The 23,144-nt window shown below is 63.2% G+C and carries 25 protein-coding genes; 11 read left to right on the top strand and 14 right to left on the bottom strand.

The window, feature by feature from the left end:
* Nucleotides 1-27: 27 nt before the first annotated feature.
* The 5 genes from AC1DGD_RS07235 to AC1DGD_RS07215 all read right to left on the bottom strand — a co-directional run bounded on the left by AC1DGD_RS07235 (nucleotide 28) and on the right by AC1DGD_RS07215 (nucleotide 1,820).
* On the bottom strand, nucleotides 28-315 hold the full coding sequence (locus tag AC1DGD_RS07235) for a helix-turn-helix domain-containing protein (protein WP_476856367.1): 288 nt from the start codon (nucleotides 313-315) through the stop codon (nucleotides 28-30).
* 3 nt (nucleotides 316-318) lie between these two features.
* The gene (locus AC1DGD_RS07230; RefSeq protein WP_476856366.1) at nucleotides 319-585 is read right to left on the bottom strand and encodes a ParB family protein; all 267 of its coding nucleotides are present in this window, start codon (nucleotides 583-585) and stop codon (nucleotides 319-321) included.
* Nucleotides 575-1,009, bottom strand: coding sequence for a hypothetical protein (locus AC1DGD_RS07225; protein ID WP_476856365.1), 435 nt, complete (start codon nucleotides 1,007-1,009; stop codon nucleotides 575-577). Before AC1DGD_RS07225 ends, AC1DGD_RS07230 begins: the two co-directional genes overlap by 11 nt.
* A gap of 92 nt (nucleotides 1,010-1,101) precedes the next feature.
* Nucleotides 1,102-1,614, bottom strand: a complete 513-nt coding sequence (gene ssb / locus AC1DGD_RS07220) for a single-stranded DNA-binding protein (RefSeq protein WP_476856364.1) — start codon at nucleotides 1,612-1,614, stop codon at nucleotides 1,102-1,104.
* Nucleotides 1,611-1,820, bottom strand: a complete 210-nt coding sequence (locus AC1DGD_RS07215) for a hypothetical protein (protein WP_476856363.1) — start codon at nucleotides 1,818-1,820, stop codon at nucleotides 1,611-1,613. The genes ssb and AC1DGD_RS07215 overlap by 4 nt, the downstream gene beginning before the upstream one ends.
* Nucleotides 1,821-2,145: 325 nt before the next feature.
* On the opposite strand from AC1DGD_RS07215, the gene AC1DGD_RS07210 reads away from it, so the two are divergent.
* The 3 genes from AC1DGD_RS07210 (at nucleotide 2,146) to AC1DGD_RS07200 (ending at nucleotide 6,253) form a co-directional block, all read left to right on the top strand.
* Complete coding sequence (locus AC1DGD_RS07210; RefSeq protein ID WP_476856362.1) at nucleotides 2,146-3,243, top strand: tyrosine-type recombinase/integrase; 1,098 nt, start codon at nucleotides 2,146-2,148, stop codon at nucleotides 3,241-3,243.
* Nucleotides 3,244-3,617: 374 nt separating this feature from the next.
* Complete coding sequence (locus tag AC1DGD_RS07205) at nucleotides 3,618-5,690, top strand: tyrosine-type recombinase/integrase (protein ID WP_476856361.1); 2,073 nt, start codon at nucleotides 3,618-3,620, stop codon at nucleotides 5,688-5,690.
* A complete protein-coding gene (locus AC1DGD_RS07200) occupies nucleotides 5,687-6,253 on the top strand; it encodes a DUF6262 family protein (protein WP_476856360.1) in 567 nt (188 codons plus the stop codon). The genes AC1DGD_RS07205 and AC1DGD_RS07200 overlap by 4 nt, the downstream gene beginning before the upstream one ends.
* A 112-nt stretch (nucleotides 6,254-6,365) precedes the next feature.
* Here AC1DGD_RS07200 and AC1DGD_RS07195 read toward each other — a convergent pair whose 3' ends face one another.
* On the bottom strand, nucleotides 6,366-7,451 hold the full coding sequence (locus tag AC1DGD_RS07195) for a DUF4236 domain-containing protein (protein ID WP_476856359.1): 1,086 nt from the start codon (nucleotides 7,449-7,451) through the stop codon (nucleotides 6,366-6,368).
* A gap of 92 nt (nucleotides 7,452-7,543) precedes the next feature.
* A complete protein-coding gene (locus AC1DGD_RS07190) occupies nucleotides 7,544-8,518 on the bottom strand; it encodes a hypothetical protein (protein WP_476856358.1) in 975 nt (324 codons plus the stop codon).
* Nucleotides 8,519-8,916: 398 nt separating this feature from the next.
* Between AC1DGD_RS07190 and AC1DGD_RS07185 the strand changes: the two genes are divergently transcribed.
* The 3 genes from AC1DGD_RS07185 (at nucleotide 8,917) to AC1DGD_RS07175 (ending at nucleotide 11,239) form a co-directional block, all read left to right on the top strand.
* On the top strand, nucleotides 8,917-9,495 hold the full coding sequence (locus AC1DGD_RS07185) for an RNA polymerase sigma factor (protein WP_476856357.1): 579 nt from the start codon (nucleotides 8,917-8,919) through the stop codon (nucleotides 9,493-9,495).
* Complete coding sequence (locus tag AC1DGD_RS07180) at nucleotides 9,492-9,980, top strand: hypothetical protein (RefSeq protein WP_476856356.1); 489 nt, start codon at nucleotides 9,492-9,494, stop codon at nucleotides 9,978-9,980. The genes AC1DGD_RS07185 and AC1DGD_RS07180 overlap by 4 nt, the downstream gene beginning before the upstream one ends.
* Nucleotides 9,981-10,186: 206 nt before the next feature.
* Entirely contained in the window at nucleotides 10,187-11,239 is a 1,053-nt protein-coding gene (locus AC1DGD_RS07175) for an Abi family protein (RefSeq protein WP_476856355.1), read from the top strand.
* An 81-nt stretch (nucleotides 11,240-11,320) separates the two neighbouring features.
* Here the strand turns inward: AC1DGD_RS07175 and AC1DGD_RS07170 are convergent, their stop codons facing one another.
* Nucleotides 11,321-11,494 (bottom strand): glutaredoxin family protein, encoded by a 174-nt coding sequence (locus AC1DGD_RS07170; protein WP_476856354.1) that lies wholly within the window; start codon nucleotides 11,492-11,494, stop codon nucleotides 11,321-11,323.
* Nucleotides 11,495-12,506: 1,012 nt separating this feature from the next.
* Between AC1DGD_RS07170 and AC1DGD_RS07165 the strand changes: the two genes are divergently transcribed.
* Nucleotides 12,507-12,854 (top strand): hypothetical protein, encoded by a 348-nt coding sequence (locus tag AC1DGD_RS07165; RefSeq protein WP_476856353.1) that lies wholly within the window; start codon nucleotides 12,507-12,509, stop codon nucleotides 12,852-12,854.
* A gap of 59 nt (nucleotides 12,855-12,913) precedes the next feature.
* Here the strand turns inward: AC1DGD_RS07165 and AC1DGD_RS07160 are convergent, their stop codons facing one another.
* The 3 genes from AC1DGD_RS07160 to AC1DGD_RS07150 all read right to left on the bottom strand — a co-directional run bounded on the left by AC1DGD_RS07160 (nucleotide 12,914) and on the right by AC1DGD_RS07150 (nucleotide 17,788).
* A complete protein-coding gene (locus AC1DGD_RS07160) occupies nucleotides 12,914-15,067 on the bottom strand; it encodes a tyrosine-type recombinase/integrase (RefSeq protein ID WP_476856352.1) in 2,154 nt (717 codons plus the stop codon).
* 158 nt (nucleotides 15,068-15,225) lie between these two features.
* Nucleotides 15,226-16,443, bottom strand: a complete 1,218-nt coding sequence (locus tag AC1DGD_RS07155) for a tyrosine-type recombinase/integrase (protein ID WP_476856351.1) — start codon at nucleotides 16,441-16,443, stop codon at nucleotides 15,226-15,228.
* Nucleotides 16,406-17,788, bottom strand: coding sequence for a ParB/RepB/Spo0J family partition protein (locus AC1DGD_RS07150; RefSeq protein WP_476856350.1), 1,383 nt, complete (start codon nucleotides 17,786-17,788; stop codon nucleotides 16,406-16,408). The genes AC1DGD_RS07155 and AC1DGD_RS07150 overlap by 38 nt, the downstream gene beginning before the upstream one ends.
* A 417-nt stretch (nucleotides 17,789-18,205) precedes the next feature.
* Here AC1DGD_RS07150 and AC1DGD_RS07145 point away from each other — a divergent pair, with 417 nt between their 5' ends.
* A complete protein-coding gene (locus tag AC1DGD_RS07145) occupies nucleotides 18,206-18,451 on the top strand; it encodes a hypothetical protein (RefSeq protein WP_476856349.1) in 246 nt (81 codons plus the stop codon).
* Nucleotides 18,452-18,536: 85 nt separating this feature from the next.
* Here AC1DGD_RS07145 and AC1DGD_RS07140 read toward each other — a convergent pair whose 3' ends face one another.
* From AC1DGD_RS07140 to AC1DGD_RS07130, 3 genes are all read right to left on the bottom strand, one after another.
* Nucleotides 18,537-18,692 carry a hypothetical protein gene (locus AC1DGD_RS07140; protein ID WP_301231293.1) on the bottom strand — a complete coding sequence of 52 codons (156 nt, stop codon included), beginning with the start codon at nucleotides 18,690-18,692 and terminating at the stop codon, nucleotides 18,537-18,539.
* 187 nt (nucleotides 18,693-18,879) lie between these two features.
* The gene (locus AC1DGD_RS07135; RefSeq protein ID WP_476856348.1) at nucleotides 18,880-19,857 is read right to left on the bottom strand and encodes a DUF4192 domain-containing protein; all 978 of its coding nucleotides are present in this window, start codon (nucleotides 19,855-19,857) and stop codon (nucleotides 18,880-18,882) included.
* Between the two features lie 643 nt (nucleotides 19,858-20,500).
* Complete coding sequence (locus tag AC1DGD_RS07130; RefSeq protein ID WP_476856347.1) at nucleotides 20,501-20,929, bottom strand: hypothetical protein; 429 nt, start codon at nucleotides 20,927-20,929, stop codon at nucleotides 20,501-20,503.
* A 444-nt stretch (nucleotides 20,930-21,373) separates the two neighbouring features.
* On the opposite strand from AC1DGD_RS07130, the gene AC1DGD_RS07125 reads away from it, so the two are divergent.
* From AC1DGD_RS07125 to AC1DGD_RS07115, 3 genes are all read left to right on the top strand, one after another.
* The gene (locus AC1DGD_RS07125) at nucleotides 21,374-22,030 is read left to right on the top strand and encodes a helicase associated domain-containing protein (RefSeq protein WP_476851042.1); all 657 of its coding nucleotides are present in this window, start codon (nucleotides 21,374-21,376) and stop codon (nucleotides 22,028-22,030) included.
* A gap of 324 nt (nucleotides 22,031-22,354) precedes the next feature.
* The gene (locus AC1DGD_RS07120) at nucleotides 22,355-22,687 is read left to right on the top strand and encodes a hypothetical protein (protein WP_476851043.1); all 333 of its coding nucleotides are present in this window, start codon (nucleotides 22,355-22,357) and stop codon (nucleotides 22,685-22,687) included.
* Nucleotides 22,668-22,976, top strand: a complete 309-nt coding sequence (locus AC1DGD_RS07115; RefSeq protein ID WP_476851044.1) for a hypothetical protein — start codon at nucleotides 22,668-22,670, stop codon at nucleotides 22,974-22,976. Before AC1DGD_RS07120 ends, AC1DGD_RS07115 begins: the two co-directional genes overlap by 20 nt.
* Nucleotides 22,977-23,144: the final 168 nt, after the last annotated feature.

The following is a 23,144-nucleotide window of genomic DNA, read 5'->3' as shown; positions in this document are numbered from 1 at the left end:
GAGTTTGCGGTGGAGGGTCCGAAGGGGTCAGTCCTCGGTGGCCGTTTCGTCGGGGATCTGCCCGGCCGCGATCCGCTGGGCCGTTCTGTCGTAGGCGGCCTCGATGTAGGCCAGCAGGTCATCCTCCCGCACGCGCCAGACGTTCCGGCCGCCGAACTGCGCGGCCCGCAGTTCCCCGCTGCGCACCAGCGTATACACCAGAGGGCTATTGACGTTCAGGATCTCCTTCACCTGATCCAGGGTCAGCATTCTCGGCCATACCCGGCCGTTGAGGGCCGGCGGCGACTGGGCCGGTTCCGTCGTCTTTCCGGGCATGGGTCAGTTGTCCTTGGTGTCGCGTTGGCGGAGCTCGTCCCGGGTGCGCTGGCCGTGCCGCAGCGTCCCGGCCGGGGCGGGCTCCCAGGCCCTGCCTTGGTTGTGTTTGCGCTGCAAGCGTTTCACTTCCCGCATCGTGGCGCGGACGATGAAGTCCGACACGCTCGCATCCCCTTCAAGCCGGCCGGTGGCCAGGAACGCCGCCCGGACCTGCCCGGCCTGTTCCTCGGTGAAGTACGGGGTGAACGCCGGAATTTTTTTAGCCGGCATCCGGCGCCTGGGGCCAGGGGTGGAGGCTGTCCAAGTATCCGGGCTTCAGGCTCATGCTTCCGTCATCATTGGCCCGGACATCCGAGTGCTCGTGGCTACCGCCGGCGTGGGCGATGGCGGCCAGTAGGAGGTCAAGGTTGCCCCGGTCCAGTCCCGGCACAACCTTGCCCAGATCGACCGAATAAGCGTCGGACAGCGAGGTGGCCAGCAGCAGGAAACGCCGCTCCCCGCCGGAGAGCCCGTCAACGTGTTCCGGGATGGCCGCGAAATCGATCCACACGTTTCCGCCGCCGTCCTCCTGCTTCACCCATGGCTGCCCGAGCCGGGCAAACCGGCCGCCGAAGGCCCGCAACAGGAGCTCCGTTGCCGCCTCAAGGGTGTAGGTGCCTTTGGCCCAGGCCCGGAGTTCATCATCGTGAGTCATGGATCAGCCTTTTCAGTGGACGGGGCGGGACGGTGCTGTCTGAAGACTAGTGCTGCAGATGGCTCACGGCCAGCCGTGGCCGCGGACAGTATTTAGAAGACCGGCTCGGCATCAGCGGAGGGGAGGTTGATGTGGCCGGCCGGGTTGGCGGCGAGGCCGAACCACGCCTCGTCGTCGCCGTACTCCCGGGGGGACAGGCTGAACCTGTCCGGCGGCAGCTCCTCGTCCAGCTCCGGACCTGGACCGGTGCGCGTGAGCACCGCGGTGGCGTGGCGCAGGGACGGGCCGATGTCCTCAATCTCGAGCTCGACCACGGTGCGCGCCTCCCCCGCCTTCGTCGTATAGGACCGGGGTTTCAGGGTCCCGGTGGCGATCACGCGCATGCCCTTGGCCAGGGATGCGGCCGCGTGTTCGGCGGTGCCGCGCGATGCCGTGGCAGACACGAACGCGGTCTCCCCGTTCGCCCACTGGCCGGTCCGGGGATCCAGGCTCCTGGGGATGGAGGCGATGGTGAAGCAGGCGACGGCCGCCCCGAATCCGGTGGACCGCAGCACCGGGTCGACGGTGAGGTTGCCGATGACAGTGACGCTTGTTCCGCCGCTCACGCGAGGGCGCCTTTCCGGGCGCCGGTTTCGATTCCGACGACCTTGGCGATCTTATCCGGGTTCAGCCCGGACCAGTGGTCTTCGCTGCTCTCCTTGTCGTAGACCACGACGGTTATCTGAGGTGGCGCATTGTGTGTCATCCACGCGCGGAAGAACGGCATTTCCCCTGCCCGGGGATCGAATGACAGCGACGGGTATGTGGCCATTTTCAGTCCTTAGTTTCGTATCACTTCAGTTAGGTTCGTCTGCTTGACTGCTTCCTCCAGTTTAGCAATCATTCAACTGAATGAATAGCCATTTTTCCCTTATTTCTAGGGGTTTTTTCTCAAATTCCTTGAACGGCGAAGGAGGTTTCCCCGACAGGCACCGCCCTGACCATCGGCCGGGTTAACCTGCTGAACCCCATCGGTTCATTCAGTTAATCTGAACCGGTAATAGTGCTGCCCTACTGATGGTGATGTGTCATCTCACGCCGCTTCGTTCAGACTAAGCCGGGCCGTTCTGCCGTCGGGCGGTGAAGTAATTCTGGTCATGGAACGCGCCGTCGGCGGCCTTCACGCCGAGGCCACGGATTGGCTGCGGTTCCTTGCCGCAGCGGGCAAGTCGCCCAACACCGTCAAGGCATATGGGCTTCGACTCGCACCGTACCTGACCTGGTCGGCCGGTTCCGGACGGGACTGGCGGGAGGCCCGGCTCGCCGATCTCGTCGAGTGGAAGACCGCAGTGATCGCCACCCCTTGCGCAGGACCTGGTGGACAACGACGGCGCCGCAAGGCCGGAACGGTGGACGCCTGGATGACTGCGGTGGTCGAATTCTACAAATGGGCCGAGGCGTCGGCGGTGATCGGGCAGACCCTATCCGGACTTATCTACGAACCCCGATACATTGCCGCCGGCATCTACGGCGGTGAACAAGGCAGGATCCGGCAGGTCAGAGTCCCGGAGCTGCAGGCCCGCGGGACGGAGGAACCTCAGTCACCTCAATGGATCGAATCCCCGCGGGACCGGGCAGCGCTGATGGACCTTGTGCTTCCGGCCCGGGACCGGTTCCTCATCGACCTGCTGTTTTTCACCGGGCTGCGGATCGGCGAGGCCCTGGCACTCTTCCGACAAGACATGCACTTCCTGGCGGACAGCTCTGCCCTCGGCTGTCCGATTCGAGGACCCCATGTGCATGTCCGCCCAAACGAAGGACTCAACGGCGCCCGGGCGAAAACCGGGCCCCGCTGGGTACCGGTGACCGACCGTGTGGCGTTCTCCTACGAGGACTACCTCATGGAACGACACGATGTCCTGGGTAGCGACGAGAACCCGCACACGTTCGTCAACCTCTACCGCCGCGACCCCGGGACCGCCCTCGCGTACTCAAGCATCAGGGATCTGTTCCAGCGCATCTCCACAGCCCTCTCGACCCACATACGTCCGCACATGCTCCGACACACCCGCGCCACCATGTGGCTAAAGGGAATCGACACCCCGCGGCTGGATCTGGATACCGTTCGGATCCTGCTCGGACACGCCTCCCTGGAAGCCACCAGCATCTACGCCCACTCACGGGCCGAAGACCTCCGCGCCGCCCTCGGCAACGCGTCTCTTCCCGGCATCGGCGACGACAAACCAGACCAGTGAACAGTCAAGCCGCGGCAGCCGTTGCCCGTGTCAGTCCCCTGCGGCCTCACCCCGCCCCTGACCTCCTTAGCTGGGTCATGTTCCTGGAAGACCAGCTGCCTCCGCGCTGGCTTCCCGGGGAATGGGACCCGAGAACAGGGGTCCTGACGCCACTTCCTGATACCGGAAGATTTTCCGTTGTCTCCTGCTCACGCCCTGACTGCCGGACCATCATTGAAAACCGTGCGACTTGCGAGAGCTGCCTCAAATGGCTACGGGATTCAACGAACGGTACTGCGGGCCCCTCCAGCGTTCCGTCCGCGCCGCCTGTTCAGCGGAACTGCGTCCTAACCCGCCACGGAGTCCAGTGCGAACGGAACCAAATCAGCCAAGGTTTGTGCCGATCACACCATGCCCTCTACAAAGCCAGCAGGAAAGACACCGACGTCCGGACCTGGCTCAAGCCCACTGCCTCAGCACCAAAGGCCTTCATAGCCTGCGCCGTCACGGAATGTCGCATCAGCGCAGATCACCCCAACAGCGACCTGTACCTGTGCTCCAACCACCTCTACCAGCTGAGGGCCAAACGCAAACGCGGCGACATCGTCGACGACCACAGCACGCTCCAGTGGCTGTCCAACCCCACGGACCCCCGGGTCATCCTCCGGCTCGGCCTGCTGAACCCGCGAGTAAGCACCGAAATCAGGTACGCCATCCAGGCCCACCTCGATCTCGCCCGCGGGCCCGTGCAGGTCCGCGTCTACCGCGAACTGATCAACAAAGCTGCCGCATGGAAGACCACATCACTGTCCGAAACCATCGAGAAAACCGGCGGGACGACCAACGCAAACAGCCAATCTGTCCACCGCTTCATCACAAAGATCCTCACCCGAGAGAAACGGCGGCACGACGGCTACGACTCGCACTCCGAAGACCTGATCTACCTGACAGATCTGAACCTGCGCACCACCGTGTCCGCAAGAAGGGAGTCGTTCGAGAAGCCTCCATTGGACCTTGCCCGGATCACCCAGCCCTGGCTCCGGGACGGCTACCGGAACTGGCTGCTGACAATCCTGCCCCGACGCGGCGACGCCCAAACGGGTTACCGCCTCGCGGTGCTCGCCTCGCAAGTCCTGCGGCGCCAGTGCGCCGACGAAGGACAGGACCCGGCCCTCCTCGGCCCCGCCCACATGAGCGCGATCATCAACGCAATGAACAGGCAGTGGCCCAACTACGGCGGAGCCAAGACCGCCTTCCGTCTCTGGCGCCACATCCTCGATGCCGGCCACCGGTCCAGCCTCTGGAACGACGTTCCCCGCACATTCAGCTACAACCCTCGCATCCATAAACCGCCCACGCACTCACGCACTTACCGCGAGGACCACGACCACGGCCGGGCTCTCCCTGTCGACGCCGTCGCCCACTTGCGCAACAACCTTCACACCCTTAGCCGCTACCCGAACAGAAACATGGCGATCACTATCCTGGCCGTCCTCATCGACACCGGCCGGCGGCCCAGCGAAGTGATCAGCCTGCACCGGGACTGCCTCCAACGGGACCGCCATGGAGACTGGATCCTCCTCTACGACAATCACAAAGCAGGACGGCTGAACCGGAGACTGCCGATCCAGCAGGAAACAGCCGACGCCATCACTACATGGCTCGACCATGCCGGCGACAGGCACACCGGGTCCCGGTGGCTCTTTCCCAGCCCCCTGCCGGCCAGGTCGGACCTGTCCGCCAGCTACGGCCTGCTCCACGGCGCCCTGCGCCGGCTCATCCGCGACGCGCCCCCGCTCCAGGGACCGGTCAAAGACCTGCACGGCGCACCCGCGGACTTCAGCTTCGCCACCGTCCGGCCGCACGACTTCCGCCACTCCTACGCCCAGCGGCATGTCGACAACGGCACCGCGCCGGACGAGCTGCGCGACCTGCTCGATCACGAAGACGTCCGCACCACGATGGGCTACTACCGGGTCAACGATGCCCGCAAACGCGCCGCTGCCGAGCTGCTCGCCCCTTTGACATACGACCGTAACGGCGCCCAAGTCGGCCTGTCAGCGGGGCGCCGGGGTCTGGCCTCCGTCGCAGTCCCCTACGGAGGATGCACCGAGCCCTCCAACGTCAAAGCCGGCGGCACGGCCTGCCCCATCCGGTTTCAATGCTCAGGATGCACGTTTTACCGCCCGGACCCCTCCTACCTTCCGGACATCGAACGACACCTCGTGGAGCTCAAAACTAACGCGGCCCAGGCCCGCCGCCTCAAAGCCCCGCCCCACGCCATCGCGAACTTCGAGGGCCAGGTTGAGGAATTCAAACGCATCGTGGCCCGCATGCGCACCGATCTGGCACTTCTTCCCGAAACCGAGCGGCACGCGATCACCGCAGCGGCAACCGTGCTGCGCACCTCCCGGCTCGCCGCTCACCCCGGCCAACAACTGCCCCTGACCGTCAAGGACACTCCATGACCGGGGAAAGAGGCGGAACGTACGCGGGTATGGTCTCCGCGCGCCGCCGGACAAGCGATCAAAAACTGGCCACCACAGCCTCAACCATCAACAGTTTCCTGCTGAACGGGACCCTCGTCAGCATCAGCGCGGTCGCGTGCGCGGCAGGTGTCAGCCGCAACTTCATCTACTCACACGACAGCCTGCTGCACCAGCTCGAAGCCGCACGCCAAACTCAGGCACAAGCCGGCAATATTCCAGGTCAAAGGCAGCCAACGAACGGTGCACCCGGGCGCGTTGCCTTGCTGACGGAACTTTCGCTGGCGCAGCAGACCATCAAACGGCTTCGACAGGAAGTCGCAGATATTAAAGACCAACATCAGCACTGCCTCGGCAAGCAAGTTCAGGCGGCAGAGCGGAGTGAAGAAGGCCAAGCAGCAACAGCCAAGAGCCTCGAAATCGAACGGCTCAGCGCGGCAAACCGTCTCCTGCGCCGGCGGGTGGACACCCTCGGGCAACGCGTCGACGACCTAACCGATGACCTCACCGCCGAACGCCGATCAGCAATTCATGAGCAAAGCTAGCAATCCACGACACCGTCACGTTCTGACGAACCGCGGGAAACAACACTTGGGGAGTGGTTCTATTCCGAGGCCGTCACCACGATGTCTCTGTTGGCCGAGGTCTCCCAGCCGACTACTGACCAAGCACCAATGGTCTAAAGGCATCCACCAAGCCAGCTGTCTCCTGGTCCTCGCTCAAGTCCAGCGCAAGAACATCGCCGACAGCGCCTTTACGGGATAACATCGCGCCGTCTGCGGAGAGTAGAGCCCCCACCGGTTCCACGGTAGACCACCGGAGTTCCGCGACAGCTTTCCGCCCAAATTGAGCAACGTAGATGGGTGCTACATAATCCATGGGCCTGGCGGCAGCCAAGTCCTTCCGCAGAACAATGACGCGGAATTCGTCCACGCTAGGTGCCACAGCGAACCCCTCCTTGACTGTTGCCAACACGGTCGAGCCGAGGGCTGCCACGAAGAGGGCGTTCCGCTCAGTCTTGGAGCGTTTCTTTGTCGTCAAATTTCCCGCGGGAGTGAGCCATGGGGTGCGATCGGGAATCAAATCTGCTGCACCGAAGACGATGACGACTGTTGCATAGCGGACCCCGTCCTGAACGCCGGCGTCAACGCAAGTGGCCTCTGACGCATTGTCTGCGAAAGCACCTTCCAGTGCCGCGATGACGGTTTCAGGGTCGTGAGCGCTAAGTTGACGCCACTGTTCGGCCGCTTGGGTCCTCTGGAGCTGGTACTGGTTCGCCGAAACAGCCTCGAGGCGGACAGCTTCTTCGGCTGCCGCGTGGCGGGCCTGTTCTTTAGCTGCCCTGCGCTGGCGGAACTTGAAAAAGCTGATCTTCGAAAGAAGAGACTTCTCCAGCTTCAGCCTGATCCGGTCCACATCAGCTGGAATGGGGGGAGAGACCTGTTCTTCCCTCGCCGAGGCAAATGAGTGGTGGTGGAGAGTGACTAACGATTGCTCAATGCGGGCAAGGTCCCCAACAGCTGCGTCTTTCTCGGCGCGGTTCAGACCGGCCAGCGTTGCGCGCGGCGCGCCACCGGTTCCACTCCAGTTTTGAACCCTCACTCCAGCGATCTTCGCGGATGTATAGGTCCCGCCACTGCCGAATGACACGCGCCCGTTGCTGTTGCCGATACTGGTCCTGACTCCGCGGCTCGACGCACTGATGCGGACGCCCGGCGCCACTCGGAAGCTGACACGTGCCACGTTTCCCCCTGATTTTCGGTTAAGTTTCCCCGAGCCTATGACATCGCACGGAACAACCCTCGATCGCGTGCCGGGTAGTCACCAACGAACATTTACGCACCCTCCCGAAGCAGCCGCAAGGCTGGGCCTTTGAGATAGCCCATGCCTTCATCCAGCGTTTCAAGTGCTGCGGCTGCCATCAGTACCTGCCAGGCAACGTCGGCCGCTTCCAGACGCATCCCTGCTGCGAGTTCCAAATCGTAGGGTCCGAGACGTTCCGTACCGCCGGTTCGTATTCGGATGACTTCCCAGCCGACAGCGCGAGTGAGGCGGTCCTTGTCCAGATCAGCTTCTCTTCCCTCGGGGGTGTCGTGGCCCCATTCAAGGTCGAGCCCGGTGCCGTCGAACTCGACCACGACCCGGAGTCCGGGGATGATGATATCTGGCCTCCCCCACGCGGCCCCGCGGAATTCCGCCCCGTACATGAGGGCATTGAACCCTGGCATAGCAAGTTCGAAGTATGAGTCCAGGTTTTGGGTGAGTTGCCGTTCTACGCCGGAGGACGCTGCTGGCGGACCCATAAAGACTTCACCGGGTGCTACTCGATCGTATTTCCGGTTTGATGCGCACTTATGGCAGTACCGACCCTCCTGGATGTGACCGAGGATGAAGTCGATCGTGCTTACTGTGGCGGCCATGTGCCGTGGCTGCGGGCACATCAGGATGATCTTTTCGCCGTAATTGCCTGGCTGCAGCTCGCGAGCTGGTTTAGTTTCCTTTTTAACGGCCTGATTCAGCCGCATCTCGTCCCACAGGGCCGCCGCAGTCGGGTATCGCGCTTCGAACGACTCCTCATAGGTCGGCGGGGGTTCTTCGTACGGATGGCATTGCGGGCAGAACCAAGTGCTTCCTCTGCTGAAGAGCTCTCCAATCGAGGCAACCCATCTATGCCGGGATTTCGGGCAGCGCCAGACGCAGACAACATCACGGTCATGGAAAGTGTCGAGAGACGTCGGGTCGACAGTGTTTTCTTCCCAGTCCCAGCGCTGCATCTCGTAGTGACGCTCAGACAGTGGCAGATGGACCATGACGCCCCCATATCGTGGATTGTTTAGTGAGCATAGCGGTCACAAGTCCGTGTTCGACCTCACCGTGGCAGGTCCCAATCGGAGTGACGCCGACAGGACTCAAAATCCTTCGACCCGTAAAGAGTCTGCAATTCGACGTCGATGTTCCACTTTTCGGGGTTATCGGCCCTTCTTGGTTTCCCGCCGGAAGAGGACATCTCATGGCGCTAAGAGGTCAAGCCGAGCGAGCTGGTGAGGCCTCCTCCTAGTGTCACAGGTGCGCGATATGGCCGGCTGAGGTGGCACCATCGGCAAGGAGATTGGTGCGGAAATCGGGGCCCCACATGGGCCGGCTTCCGGTACGCTCGGCGGCACATGGCAGAGATGGAACCAATTCGGGGGAACGGACACTATCAGGTATGAGCACCGACGAAGATCTGTGGCGAAGGGCAATCGAGGGGGATTCCCTGGCGTTTGGGGAGATCTTCGACCGGCACCATCTGCGCGTCCTCAGACACAGTTTCCGTGTCCTGGGAGTCAAGGAAGATGCTGAGGACGTCACCGCCATCGTTTTCCTGGAGGCGTGGAGGCGCCGGCGGCACGTCCGTATCGTCAACGGCTCATTGATCGCCTGGCTGCTCGTTGTCGCCCACCACACGATCAGCAATTCGATGCGTTCCAGGCGCCGCTACCAACAGATGTTGGCGCGGCTGCCAGAGGGAGCGCACGAAACGGACCCGGCCGACGACATCATGGACCGGCTTGCGGGTGCCCAGTCGGCCGCCGCCGTGCGCTCTGCCTTTCATGATCTTCGACGTCAGGACCAGGAGATTCTGACGCTGTGCGTGCTCGAGGGATTCTCCATGGCTGACGCCGGTCAAGCGCTGGACATCCCCGCCGGCACCGTGAAGTCCCGCCTCAGCCGCGCGAAAGCAAAGCTCGCGGAGAAGATTACCGCCCTCCCCCACAATGCGGACCTTGCAAGGAGCACACCATGAGCTCGGAAGTTCAGTTTGATGAACAGCGTAGGCGCGCCGTCAGGAGCCTCCTGGTGGCAACCGTCAGGAGAGACACTGCTCCCCCAAGGAAGCGCCGCCTTTTCGCGGTCGGCCTGATTACAGCCGGATCGCTGGCCTTGGGGACGGGAGCGTTCGCAACTGCCGGCCAACTGGGTTGGATTGCGCTGCCGTGCACCAGCCAGGAAGCGTGCGCACCCTCCTACGCGCCGGTCCCGTCATGGCCGGTCAACGACAGCGGCCAGACCTACGGCGTGCAGGGGGACAGCCCGGTGGCTCCCGTCCTCGTACGCGTCATGGCGACGAACGGCAAGGAAGGCTATGCCTTCTCTACGGAACTGCAGGGCCCCCAGCCGACCAGCCCGGCGGATGCAGCAAAAAATTTCTCCACCCCGAGACCAAGCCGCCAGGTTCCGGTTTATCTCAGCGACGGGAAAACTCAAATCGGAGTCTTTCAAATTGGGTGAGGATCGTGCGTGCGATGCCCGCACCATGGAGCAGCGCGGGGACGTTCAGGGGTTCATGGACCGCATAGGGATGCGTAGGAATGTTTAGGGTTTTGGTGGTGGTCTGTGTATAGTCCTACTCATAAATACCGGCTCCTCTGTTCGCCACCGACATTTATGTCACAGGCTGTTCATGGGCCGGTTTTCGTTTAACTAGGAGCGGATACGTGGGGGAATTCCCGAAGCCACATCGAAACTTTCAGGAGCAGTTGGCTCTCCTGAAGTCTCGTGGCTTAGATGTTGGCGAGCATAGGGAAGCCATTGCCGCGTTGAAGCGCATCGGCTATTACCGCTTGTCCGGGTACCTCTATCCCCTTCGAAGGGAGCTCCCTGACACTGCGGGCGTCACCGCTGTAAAGACACGGTCGGATGACTTTGTGGACGGAGCCAGCCTCGCCGCCATCTTGGAACTGCACGACTTTGACCGGAAGCTCCGCTCACTGCTTTTTGAGGCCCTGCAGGCTCTGGAAGTCGGACTTGCCGTTCACGTCGGCTACTCGTTGGGAAAACGTCATCCCCTTGGGCACCTAACAAGAAGCCATTTGGACGCATCCAGCTGCAGCAGTCCACCGTCCAAACCGAGGTCTGGCATAGGTGACGTCCACAGTGAGTGGCTTGCCCGTTACGAATCTCTGCTGGCTGATTCGAAGCGCGAAGATTTTGTGAAGCACCACCATTCCAAGTACAACGGGCAGCTGCCCATATGGGTTGCGACCGAAGTAATGGACTTTGGCTCGCTCGTTCGGCTTTACAGCCTGCTCAACACAAAGGACCGCGATCAGATCGGCCAGGCCCTCGGCCTGAAGAAGGCCTGCGGGCCAACGCTTCACGCGTGGCTCCGCAGCTTGAATATCCTGCGAAACCACTGCGCCCACAACAACCGGGTATGGAACCGGACGTTCCCGTACCCTCCACCAAAGCCATCCCTAGTCGTCATGGACGACAAACTGCACCACATCAACGACATCGACCAGGACGCCCGCCAGAAGCTGTACCACCTGGCCGCCATCATTGCCTACCTGATCGTACGGGTCGATCCTGCAACGACCTGGCCCCTGAAATTCAGGACGGAACTCAGGAAATTCAAGTCAGTGAACGGCATGACTCCGGAGAACACCATGGGATTTCCTGCAGGCTGGAGCGAGCTTGAGCTCTGGAAATACGACTCCAAGGCCCGGGATCGTGCGGCCACGAAGGCCAGCCAAGGCTTGGCGAGCTGACACCAGGCATTGCCCCCGGCATCCATGGATTACATGAAGGACACCACCAACAGCCGCGCACACCAGGAACCCGGGCTTTCCTCAGATAACTACGGGGACCTGGGAGTAGCCGAGCTCTTCGGTAATGTACTCAAACGCGGCCCGGTTGGTGGTCACGTCGACCTCGGTGAAGGCGACGCCGGCGGCGGTGAATTTCTGCTTGGTTTTGGTGCAGCCAAAGCATCCTGCGGGCTTGGTGTAAATGGTGACAGTCATGGTCAGTCCTCGGTTTCGTATCACTCTGAGTTAGGTGCGTCTGCTCTGTACTGCTTCCTCAATTCTACCAATCATTCAACTGAATGAATAGGCGTTTTTCCGCTAGTTCCAGAGGTTTTTGCCTGCACTTTTGTGACCATTCGCGCCGGTGAGACCGTCAGCAAAGAGGCGTTGAGCCACCCGGCACCTAAGTCCCCGGAATAGAGCCGCGGTAGAAGCCGCCCCGGGACTCGCCGCATCTGCACACGGCAGGGTCCCCGCCCGCTCCAGCTGTCGCCCACGGCCAATCTTCCCGGCTGCTGACCGGCCTGGGGAAACTATGAACGCAGGTGCGGCCGATGGGTGATGACAAAGCCCGGCAGTGATGTGTTGAGCCACTTCGAAGCTGCGGAAGTTGGGGGGTGCTATCACCGGCAAGGACTGTGATCGCGCGGGCCAGGTCTGTGTCCCTGGGCAGGGGCCGGTGGGCGGCCCTGTCGGTGCGCGGTGTCCAAGGCAGGTCGTGCCCGGTCGCGCCAACGGCGGTCCGCCGCTAGTGAGTGGCTGCTGTGGTTCTCCCCGTGGCGGCGGACCGCCCGCGTTACGGGAGGTTCCCGGCCCTTCACGGGTGAGTGGCCGGGCGGCTGTATTGGGGGTCAGCCGCCCGGCCCACTTTCAGATTAGTCGGTTTCGGCGGTGTGCTTGTCGAGGATAATCTGCTCCACAGCGCTGGCGGTGTAGCTTCTCCGGACTACTGACGTCAACGGCTACCCTTGGCGTTTAGGGCGCGGCAGGTGACTATGTCAATCCCTCTTGGCACCGGCTGGATGGACGGACCTATCTGGCCCCACCCGCGGCCCCGAGGCTTGTTCCGCCTCACGTAGCGAGATGGCGTCTCATAGTTCGCGGGAGCAAACGAACCAGTAGCGAGGGGCGTGTGGTTGTGTCAAGTATTTCTGGCCCCGGAAGGACGGGTGAAACTGGCTGGCAGCGCGGCCGCGTTGTTGCGTCTCCAGCCATCAAGGAGTCAACTATGAGCGTGAATTTGGATCGATACATTATTGACGCAGTCGACCGGTACTGGGCTGAGGACGTGCAGATCCTCGGCGCCTGGCAGGACGGACCGGCCGCGGCATGCGTGGTGTACCGCCGAACCATCGACCCCATGATGATCCTTGGGTGCCGGATCGAGTTTCATGCAGACTCAGCAGACGGCACCATTGAGGGCCTCGCCCGCGACGTGGCGGTCAACCTCGCCGAGCCGATTGGTACCGCCAGGAGTCGTCAAGATCAGCACGGCATCGTTTGGGTGGCAGTCCCCGAGGACCGCCCGACGCCAAAGCCTCCCTCCGAGGTCGTACGAAAGCTCGCCGACACGTAAGCGCTTCCGTCGCCTTCAGCTGGCTATTCTCACTTAGGCCTGACTAGCGGATGTCAGTCTCAGGATGATGGGACGGCCGGCATTCCCAGCGATACCTGCCTCACCATCTGGCTTAGCTTCTCCCGCGCGGCGTTGAGGCTGATTTCTATGCCTTCCAGTTCGCCCAGCCATCCCCGCTCTTCAGCTTCGACCTTCCGGTCCTCAAGGGCTTCAATAAGTTCTTCGAGGCGGGGGCGTTGTGTTGGATCGGGACGGAGCACTGGGCACCGGATGCAAGCGTGTTCGTGGATGCAGGGTGTTCCATAAGCTCGTCCGCAGCTGCCCAGTTCGACCTTTCTCTTCTTGAAGTGTTCGTGGAAGTCCTGGATCTCGCCTTCCGTGGGCTCAAGGTAATCATCGGGTGGCCGCAGAGCTCTGCGCCTGTCGAGGAAGCTTCTGAAATGCCGGAGGGTTTCCTCGTCGTGGATGGCTGCGTACCCCTGGGTTGTGGAGATGTTTTGATGGCCCATGAGCTTGGCCAGAATGTGTATCGGCAGCCCGGCGGACAGGGCTGAGGTGGCGAACAGCCTTCGGAAATCGTGGGGGGTGAATTTATAGTCGTCCCCGTTCTCGTCTTTGAGGCCAGCCCTGGTGATCGCGTCCTTGATGGCGATCCTGACCCAGCTGGGAGACATGGTTCGGCGTTCACTTCCCGTGCGTAACTGGAACAGGTGCGGAAGTGGTGCGCTGTAGACGCGCTCGGCCCCGTCGTAGCGGACGGCCAGGGGCACGCGTCCGCCCGCGGTGGCGATTCGCCTCTTCACGAGTGCGAAGACGTGGGCGAGTTCCGGAGAGATGAGAAGTATCCGTTCCCTGTCGGTCTTTGAGGGAACAATCTGAAGAAGGGGAAGCGCCTCACCTGTGTCTGGAAGGCGGTAAATGGAGAACGCATGAGTGGTGATCTCGACAAGTTCCTCGATCCGCACTCCGGTCTCGTTCAATGTGTTGATCAGCGCCCAACTCCAAAAACAGTTGTCCTCAAGCTGAGTGAGGTCAAAGCGATGTTCAAAGCGGCCGCCAACGACCCAGACGCGGCCTGAGCCGCGCGGCGCGTTGATTGTTCTCCGCCTCATCTCACAGCGGCGGTAAGTGATGCCTTGATGTTCGAATTCCTGCCCTTGATCCGCCGCTGTTCCTGCGGCCAAAAGTGCTTGAGCGTCTTTGAGCTCCTGGGCGGCGCTGGCCAGCAGCTTCGGCAGCAGCGGACTCAGATCCCGGATCCTTTGATGGATGCGGGCTTGGGTTCGCCGTTTGTGTTTGTTGGCCCCGGAGGTATCTTCACGTGTCAGGAACGAAGGAGCAGCCCATTGGGCCCAGTAGGCGTCGTCGGTAGCCCATGACGCGATGTCCAGATATAGGCCCCTGACCATGAACAATGTGCGGTGCTTGGTCGAGATGGGCCCGTCTGTGAATCGGTTGAGCCAGGCCCGGCCTTCCTCGAAGCTGACGCGCAGGCTGTTGGCTTCGGGGTTGTGGGCTTCGATATCGAGCCAGAAATTCTTGACCAGTTCGTAAACCATCCAGCGAAGGGTTGAGTAGTCCACCGATGGTTCTCTGATCTTGAGATAGCGCACCAGCATGTCCCTCACCGGTTGACTACGGATCCCGTAGGAATCGACCATCTCGGGGACGGAAGGCCGCCTTACCGCGACGGACTGCAACAGTCCTGGTGTCGAGGCATCGAAGATCCCGAGGTCTTTGAGCATGGACCAGACATAGGTGAGCCCGTCGGGTTTCTGGCCCCGCCCGATCTGGTAATCCCGGTATCCGAGAAGATGTCCCGGACGTAACTCCCGAACGGGCACTCCGGTGTGCGCCAGCACTTTCGTCATGACAATGAGGCCATTTTCGAAGTTCGGCGGTCTCACTTGTAGCGATGCCCCGTGCTCGGTCATCTGAGCGAAGAACTCAGGATGCCTGTTCAAGCGGATCCGGTGGAACCTCGGTGACCCTTGTCGAAGCCAGGTGTAGCTCGGCCGGATCACGTCCAAGGCTATGAGGTCTGCGATTCCATTCGCCGATTCGAATGCTGCACGGTTCAAGTAGATCCCCTGCCATGGACTGCCGAGCTGGTCTTTCCAGTCATGCCCTGGTTCCTGGCAGCCGGCGTTTTGCCACCGCTGCTGCCATGTCTGCCCCTCGAATTCACTCAACGCCTTCAGGATGACGCTCACGCCGCGGACAGAGACTGTATCGGCGCCGGCGAGGTCCTTCACGCGTTCAATCAGTTCGTCCTGGGTTGCCAGGGAAAGGCGTGGAACGCAGTCTTGAGAGTCGACTTTAGGCTTTGTGGGCGGCGCGGGAACAGGCGGTGAGGGGACATAATCCCTAACTATTGCCACTCATTACCTCCAAAAAGTTCAATCATGTCTGCGGCCGCGTATGCCGAGGGGTGTTCAGAAGCAGTCTCGGGATTGCGGCCCGCTGCAGCGCGCAACACGAAGTGCTGGTTCACCCGTTCGATGACTTCGTCCTCGCGGAGCCTTAAGTAGGCTTCGGTCGCGCTGATGTGAACGTGTCCGAGAACCGTCTGGATATCCGTGAGCGAGACATTCGGATCTCGTGCCATGCGGATGGCAGCTGTGTGGCGGAAGTCGTGGAGGGTCCAGTTCGCACCCAGGGCAATGTTCACCCGGCGAAGAATGCCTCTGGCTGCTTCGTAGTTCAGCGGCCGGTAGGGCTTTCGCAATGTCCACCAGGCGGCGGCCCCTGGCCGGATGAGATCCTCGGGGAGCGATTCCTGATACAGCCGAAACCATCGGAAAGCCTCGTGGGACGCGGGGATCCGCTGGAGGGCTCCGGAGCCCTTGCGTACTACGGAGATGCATTGCTGCCCGACATCGACCATTCCGTTAGTCAGTCCGACAAGCTCCGAGGGCCGGGCCGCACTGGAAACATAGAAAGCGACCAAAGCCCTGTCTCTGTCCGTTCCGAGCTTGGTAAACAGGTCCTCGAAGGCCTTATCGGGGATGGAGCGAGGTACCTGCACGGGGACCTTTTGCCGGTAATCAGCTCGAGGTCCTTGCCGGTACGCATCTTCCGGGTTGTGGTGGGCTCCGAAACGCCCGTAATGGCCGGCCCGCTCAGGCACCGGATTGCGCAATGGCCCGGTCAGGGCTCTCCGGTGGAAGTCGTAGAACGCGAAGAGCACTGACAGATTGTGATTGATGGTTCGTGGTGAGTATTGATCGCTCAGATAGGGCTTGCCCGAGACTTCATTGATAGCTGGCACCGGCCGTCGAGGCCTAGCCGGTTTTTTCGTCGATGCACGAAGCATCGTCACAAATTCCCGCACGTCATCGCGGTTCACCCGGTTCCATTCCTTGCCGGAACCCCACAGAAAACGGAACCACCTCAGAAGATCTCTGGCATATGACTCCACACTCGACGAGCTCATCCCCCGGGCCCAAAAGTCCTGCAGGTATTGCTGCACGCTCGGTACAGGCCGATCCTCGGGGTCGGAGACTAGCCAGTAAGGAGCGACCAAAATCGCCTGGACGCTCCCTTGAGAATCATCTTCGTTGAGACTGTCCTGACTCTGCACACCCATACCCGTGACTCCATCGTCCGTTGGTCGTCCTAAAGCTAAGGCTCTTAGTCCGGTCAACATATCCCCAGGCGGTGAGCTGGTTCAGGTAGTGGAAGTGCCGGTTTTCGGCACTCCGCCATGAGTCCTTCTGGATGGTCTTTTCATACCCGGCGCAGATCAGGGCGATCAGGGAGAACTCGGGCCGGGCGGTGGTCTTAGCGGTGTGGTCCCGGAGCGGGTTCCAGCCCCACAGGTCGGTGTCCTCCCCGGTCTTGGCCCCGATCATCTCGGTGGCGACCTTGCCGTCGTAGCCGCTGGCGGCTTCGGGGTCGTGGGTGATGGCGTGGACGGTGAAGTACTGCCAGCCCTTCGGCGCGGTCTTCCGCGACAGCAGGGTCTTCACGAACTCGCGCCTGACCTTCGTGGCGCTCTCCATCTCGCGGTTATTGGCGATCAGGGTCTTCCGCTCGGCTTTCTGCTCCTCGGTCATCGGGCCTTTCTGGGCCTGCGTGCCGCCGTCGTAGCGTTCGTACTTCGGGGTGAAGCCCAGGTCCTTCCAGCCGGTGATGACCGGGTTGGCGTTATGTTGGCCCCGGTAGTCGGTGCTGATCAGGTAGGCGTTGGCGTCCTCGTCGGTTGCCGGTTCCCCGTCGGCCCGCTTCGCGGCCGAGACGTACAGGTTCTCTTCGTTGGAGTAGTGCCCGGCGTCCTCGACAATGCTCTTGCCCTGCGCCTCGAGCTCGGCGATGAGTGCGGCGAGGGCGGCGGCGCGGTCGCGGCGGTCCCGGAGCATCTGTGCGACGTGCAGGAGCTGATCGGGTTCGTCCGCGATCACGGACTCTAGCTCCTCGGTGGCGTCCTGGTTCCCTTCAAATTCGGCCATGATGAGCGCTTCATCGATGGTGTATCCCTTGCCCAGGGCGGCGGCTCCGGCGCTCGAGGACTTGGCCTTCAGCGCCCCTTCCACGGTGGTCTTGGTCCGCCCGGTCTTCTTGGCGATCGCGGCGGCTGACACACCGATCAGGGACAGCTGGTGGTAGGCGTCGGCCTCGTCCGCTTCGGTCAGTTCGGCGCGCTGGATGTTCTCCACGACCTGCGTCACGATCCGTTCGGCTTCCTCGGGGGACTCGATGATCATCACCGGAATCAGGGGCCGGGCGGCTTCCACGGCGGCCCGGGTGCGGCGCTGTCCCATCAGGACATGCACGGTCCCGTCGTCCCTGCGGTGGGCGATGACGGGTTCCATCACGCCGTGCTCTTTGATGCTGGCAATGAAATCGGCGGTCAGGGCGGCGTCTTTGCGGACGTTGATGTCCACGGTCAGGGTGGCCGGGTCGAGCATTTCGAGGGTGGGTGCGGTGTTCATGGTGTTGCTCCTTTTGCAGAGGATTCCGGTGGGTGGGGCGGCTGTGGTGACCGGCCAGCTTCCCCTCTCCCCCGTTGTTTTTTGGTTGCTGGCAAGCTCGCTTGCTCGGCGGCCGACGGAGCCCTGTCTACCCGCAGGGCAAGGTGAAGGAAATTCCTGGAGGGAATCAGCGACGCAGGAGCGCCGGAGGGACATTTCCTGCACCGCAGGCCCCGACGAAGGAGGGGCTAGACGGGGTGGAGCGGACGCCTAGAATCCGGAGGACAGCAACCAAAAAACGTCGAAGACGTAGACAACGGGCCAGGGCGGGCCGGAGCCCTGCGACGGACAGCACTGGACCCCACAGCCGGCCGCGCCAGCGGACGCCCAAAAGGGTGCGAGCCCTGCGAGCAGGGCCTTCCTGAGTAGGGTGAGGGTATGACTGAGCCGGCTCGGCGTGATAACCGCCCGGACCGTGCGGGGCGCGGTGCTGGGCTGGATTCTCCGCGGGTCCTCCGGGTCCTGGCCGTAGTGTTCACATTTGCCGCAGCGGGGGCGCTGGCGCTGGTAGTCCTCGATCTTGTGATCGCCCGGCCGGCAGCGGGCGATGTCTTCATTACCGTCCTGAATGCCCTGGCGGCGTTCCTGTTGTGGCGCCGGGCGTTGGCACAAATCCGGGCATGAGGAAAGGCCGGCACCGACGTGCCGGCCTTTCGCTGTTTCCCTCTGCAAAGGAAATTTGGGTGGGCAGCGTCTCGCTGCCTGGTGGTTAGAGGTTGTGGTGTTCCTGGGCCCAGCCGATATTCGCGGGCCCGGTTGGTTCGCCGGCGGTGAGCAGACGAATTTCGATGACGTCTTCAGCCAGGCTGGGCTCGGCCGCCGGCTTGTCGTCGTCGGTCAGGATGTATTCGGTTCCCATGCTCACGCTTCCCTGGTCGGTGCAGTGTTCCTGGGATTCACTGTATCCGTGGTTTCTACACGCTAGCTGGAGTTCCGGGCTGCGCCCGCGCGAGCGTCAGGCGGCCGGCGGAGCGAAGCGGGGGAGGCCGCCCCGCCACCGGCAAAAAGGCCGGGCCGGGATCATTGGGTGATCCCGGCCCGGCCCTGTCCGTTTAGTTGTTGTGGCGCTGGTAGGAGGTTTCCGGGTCGCGGGCGACGTCTGCGACTGAACCGCGGTTGATCAGTTCCTGCAGCAGCCCGGCCAGCCGGAATCCGGGTGCGTCCGTGTCCGCGTGCTTGAGGTAGCGGCCTGCCTGGGTGCCGTTGCCTTTGAGCCATTCCAGCCAGCCCATCAGGGTCAGCATCGGTGCGCGCTGGCCTGCCGGGACTGCCTTCATCAGCTCGAACGCGATGGCCTGGGCCCGGTCCACCCGGTTCCAGTCCGGTCGGCCGGTGAAGGTCCCGAGGATGACGTCGGCGAAGTTGCCGTTCTGGGTGGTGATGGTCTCGCGGAACAGGAAGTCCCGGACCATTTTGTGCTGGAACGCTCCCGCGAGGTCCCGGGCGGTTTCGCTGTTCGGGGTCCCGGTGCTGTCCAGCACGGCCGCCCACGCCGCGCATGCTTCCTCAATGTCCGCTTCGGTGCCTTCGGGTGCTTCCACCGGCATGGCCCAGGTGCCCAGCAGGGCGGGGTTGTAGACGTCGATGTCCTTGGCGCTGCCGAAGAAGGTAAACGCCGCGTTGGCCTGGCTGTCGATGATCTGCTCCAGCGGGTGCCCCTCGTCCGTGCCGAACTCCGCCCAGTGAGTGGAGGTCACGAGCCAAACGTTCCGCACGGGCATCCGGGCAGCGGCCAGCTCGCTGACCAGCGCGGCGACGTGCGCGGCGTAGGGGTAGCTGTCCTGGTTCTCGTCGGTGTAGACGACGAGGTAGGACGCTGTGGCCTTGTCATCGTTGGCGGCGTGGCTGGTCAGCGTCTGCGCGTAGTTCAGCGGCTCGGCGTGTTCGGGTGCGTCCACGCGCAGTGTTGCGCCGAGGGCGCCGTCATGGGCGGTGAGGACCACGAACGATTCCGAAGGGGTGATGCCCAGCAGGTGGGGGATGGTGGCCAGCAGGTCAGCGGGACCGGTGAGGTTGATCTTTTCAATCATGGTGTTGCTCCTTTTGCAGAGGATTCCGGTGGGTGGGGCGGTTCAGGTGGCCGGCCAGCGTCCCCTTCTCCCCCCGTTGTTTTTTGGTTGCTGGCAAGCTTGCTTGCTCGGCGGCCGACGGAGCCCTGTCTACCCGCAGGGCAAGGGGCAGGAAATTCCCGGAGGAAATCAGCGACGCAGGAGCGCCGGAGGGACATTTCCTGCACCGCAGGCCCCGGTGGAGCTTGCGGAGCCGGGGCTAGACGGGGTGGAGCGGACGCCTAGAATCCGGAGGACAGCAACCAAAAAACGTCGAAGACGTGAGGAAGGGCCAGGGCGGGCCGGAGCCCTGCGACGGACAGCACTGGACCCCACAGCCGGCCGCGCCAGCGGACGCCCGAAAGGGTGCGAGCCCTGCGAGCATGCCTCTGGCCTCGTCTCCCCCGGGATCCGCCCAGGCCGGCCCCGCCCCTTGGGCATGCCGGTACACCTACTGTTCCGCCTTCGGTTCTTGCCGGAAATGGCGGTCCGCCGCCGGTGACCACCGACGGCAGCCAACCACCGGCGGCGGACCGCCCGAACCCTGTCGGCCGGTCCTGGTCCCTTGGTGGGGAGGGTGGACCTTGCCGGGCGGTGGTTCCGCCCGGCAAGGTTTCAGCACGTTTTAGGCGACGTTGGCCATGTACGGCATGCGGTAGCGGCTGGGGAGTTCTGCGGCGGCTTCGGGCAGGTCGTCCGGGCCGTGGGCCTGGCCGTTCTTCCAGTGGAAGAATGCCTGTTCGGTGATTGCGTCCCATTGCCGGGCCTTGGTCCGGTAGTAGGTGCAGGTCACGTCTCCCTCGCAGTAGGTGGCGACGCCGAAGAGGTTCCCGATGCTGTCAGCGGTCCGGGTTGCGGCGACCATGACGTAGGGCCAGCTGCCGAGGTCCCAGCCGTCACAGCCCCAGCTGGGGATCACGGCCCAGCCGTGTTCGCCGATGAGTTCCATCCAGTCGTAGCCGCCGTTCACGTGGTAATCGCCCAGCACCGTCGCGCCGTCGATGGTTTCCCCGGTGTCCTGGGTGGTCACCGTCTTGGTGGTTATTGCGTTCATGGTGTTGCTCCTTTTGCAGAGGATTCCGGTGGGTGGGGCGGCTCAGGTGACCGGCCAGCGTCCCCTTCTCCCCCCGTTGTTTTTTGGTTGCTGGCAAGCTTGCTTGCTCGGCGGCCGACGGAGCCCTGTCTACCCGCAGGGCAAGGGGCAGGAAATTCCCTCAAGGAAATCAGCGACGCAGGAGCGCCGGAGGGACATTTCCTGCACCGCAGGCCCCGGTGGAGCTTGCGGAGCCGGGGCTAGACGGGGTGGAGCGACGCCTAGAATCCGGAGGACAGCAACCAAAAAACGTCGAAGACGTGGATACGGGCCAGGGTCTCCGGAGCCCTGCGACGGAGGCACTGGACCCCACAGCCGGCCGCGCCAGCGGACGCCCGAAAGCGCTGTCTGTGGAATCCGCGGTGGCCGCCCGACTTGTGGAGGGGTCGTGGCAGGATGTCCATCATGGACAGGCGGTTGCGGCGCGCTCCTGACGCGGAATGGGTGCTGATGTACCGGCTCGGGCTGAGCCGGCAACGCATCGCTGCCCTCGTCGGCGCCGAGCCCGCCACGGTCGGATACCACCTGGTCATCGCGCGCCACCAGGACCCCCACCTCGAGGCCGAACACCAGTCCGCAGCCGGCTCCGCGCCCGTTCCGCACCCCTCCCCCACGGATCTCGGCCGCATGGACGAGCTCATCGCCTGGGTCAAGGCCGAAGGCCGGCTCCCGCGTGACCGCTCCGGGCAACGGGGCGAAAGGTCGATGGCGCGCTGGCTGTCCGGGCGCCGACGCGAAGCGGCCCAAGGGACCCTGGTCCCGGCCTACCGTGACGGTCTGGCCCGGGTGCCCGGGTGGCTGGGGAACCGCAGGGAAGCCGAGGACGAGGCCCGTTGGCACCACCGCCTGGCCCAGCTCGAGGACTTCCGACACGAGGGCAACGATTGGCCCCGCCACAAGGGCTGCGATTCTGAGCGGGAACACACCCTCGGCGTCTGGATCCACACCCAGCGGTACAAACACCGCCGCGGCGACCTCGACCCTGCGAAGGCCAAGCTCCTGGACGACACCGTTCCCGGGTGGCAGGCCGGAAGGACCAGGGGCCGCCCTCCCCGGCGGTGACCCGAAAGGCAGCGTTTCCCGGCAGGCCGCCGGCCAGTAGAATTACCGAGGTTCTCCAGTCCCCCCAGCTTGGAGAACCGGGAGCCTCCGCGCTTGAGTCCTTGGATTCGCGCGGAGGCTTTCCTCACGGCTCGCAGCAAGGACCCTCTTCCCGGTTGTGCCCATTGGGGGCAGGTGGAGCCCTCCGCACAGCTCAGGCTGTCCCCACTGGGTGCAAACCGTTTGATTGTCGGACCCCTCCCCCATGCTCAAACCTGCACATCTATTCGAATAAAATTACTAGGCTGGAAATTTGTTATCGAATGTCAGTTCTAAACTGAGGATATGAACCCGGAACAGGCGGCCCGGTTGCAGGCGCGGTATGCGAGGCGGGCCGGCCCGATCGGGCTGACGGTGGAAGAGCTCGATTTCGAGCACTTCCCCGCCAGGAACGGCTTCCCCGGGATCCCGGTGAAGGCGTGGATCCGGTTTCCGAACTGCGCCGAGCTGGTCGACGGCGAGGTCTATGCCTGGACGGCCAAAGCCGCCGAAGTGACGTGGAAGGACGGTCCGGTGACCTACCGGACCTGGGTGTGGAGTTCGGCGGTCACCCGCCGGGAAGACATGATGAGCAGGAACTTGGGAAAACGCGTAGAACGTGACAGCAGTAGCGAATGAAACAACCCTGGACGTTGACGTCGACGTCCGCTTCACCCCGGCCGGCACGCCGCTCGCCGTCCGGCACGAGGGCCGCATCTGGGCCGTCGCGGCCGAGCCGGTGCACTGGTTCGACCGGGACGCCTGGTGGGACACGCAGAGCACGGCTGCCGTCGGCAGCGGCGACCTGGTCAGCATCGAGTTCTGGAGGGTGCAGGTCCGTCTCAGTTCGAGCTCGGCGTTGCGGACCTTTGAGCTGCGCCGCAACCCGCTCTCGACCCGGTGGCTGCTCGAAGGCATCAGCGATTAGGGCCTCGGCGGCAGGGAACCCCCAACCGATCAGCGATCAGACATGGGCGGCGATCCGGGCAGAATTCACGCTCCCGGCCCTCGGGCAGGTGCACCGCCGGCTCTCCGAACTGATGGAAGACCCCGGACCGGTGCTGCGCCGGCTCGTCCGCGATCATCGACGACGGCA

Source organism: Arthrobacter sp. 05T45 (assembly GCF_056395875.1).
This window is presented reverse-complemented; position numbering and strand designations above follow the sequence as displayed.